This window comes from Treponema sp. R6D11 (genome assembly GCF_054786075.1).
In genome coordinates, this window is sequence record NZ_BDHD01000417.1 from 1 (window position 1) to 1,099 (window position 1,099).

Annotated in this window: 1 protein-coding gene and 1 pseudogene; both read right to left on the reverse strand. The window is 50.3% G+C overall.

What is annotated here, in order from left to right:
• On the reverse strand, positions 1-632 hold a 632-nt coding region (locus tag ACYVTD_RS13630), incomplete at its 3' end, for an ATP-binding cassette domain-containing protein (RefSeq protein ID WP_461248276.1).
• Between the two features lie 2 nt (positions 633-634).
• Positions 635-1,099: pseudogene (locus tag ACYVTD_RS13635) on the reverse strand (SH3 domain-containing protein); the annotation flags it as partial.

Consider the following 1,099-nt stretch of genomic DNA (forward strand, 5'->3'; position numbering starts at 1 on the left):
CTAAAATTTTCAAGCCACTTTTCAAGCCAAGTCCTCGCCTCGATGTCAAGGTAATTTGTCGGCTCGTCCAAAAGAAGAATGTCGGGCTGTTCAAGAAGGACTTTCGCGAGGGCGATTCTCATCTGCCAGCCGCCAGAAAATTCCTGAGTGTCGCGGTTTATGTCGGAAGCTGAAAAACCAAGGCCCGTAAGAACGGAAGAAATCGCGGCTTCCCTTCTGTAGTAGCCCGAATTTTCAATTTGTTCCTGCAAATTGTGATGCTCTTCGATTAATGATTTTGTCGATGAATCGCCGTCTTTCGCCTTTTCAAGCAGGGCGCCCGTCTGTTCAAGCCGTTCGAGCAGATTATGCGCGAAAGTAAAGGCTGTTTCCGCCTCATCGCGCAAATTGCTCCCCTTGTGTACAATGCCCGACTGCGGAAGGTAGGAAATCCGCGTCCCCTTCTGTACCGCCCTGTCACCCGAATCCGCGTTCATAATTCCCGCAATTATTTTTATCAGCGTGGATTTTCCGCTGCCGTTCGCGCCGGTAAGGCAGGCGCGGCTTCCCTCGGCGAGGCGCAGGTTAATGTTTTTCAGAATGTCCCTGTCGCCAAAGGCGAGGGAAAGGCCGGAAAATTGGACAAAAGCCATGTTTAAAGCGATAAGTCCCTGAAGAAGTACAAAACAACGGGAGACGACGCTCTTCGAGTAACGGTTATGTCCTCAATGGCAAAATCGGGAAGAACTTCAAGCCGCAGTCCCTGATTGTCCAGGCTGTACATGAAATGTATAATCGATTTTGCGTTATCTGAAAATTTGAAAGTGCAGGCGCCGTTGTATCGTTCTTCAAACGACGGGGTTATAAACAGGTCCATATACACATGGCCGTCCCCCCTTGTGTCGCGGGGAATTACATGCGGGACAAGAAGATCAAACCCCGTCCATAAAAAACCGCCCGTGGGCGTAAAGGTGATAGTGCCGTAATTGTTGCTTGTAAACACGGGCCCCTGGTTAAAAATTAAAGCGAACTGCGAATCCCTGCGCGCGTTTTCCTGCATGATAAGGTCTTCCACGTCGGCGGTGAGGGCGACAAACAGGAGGGTGCGCTTTAAACCCGT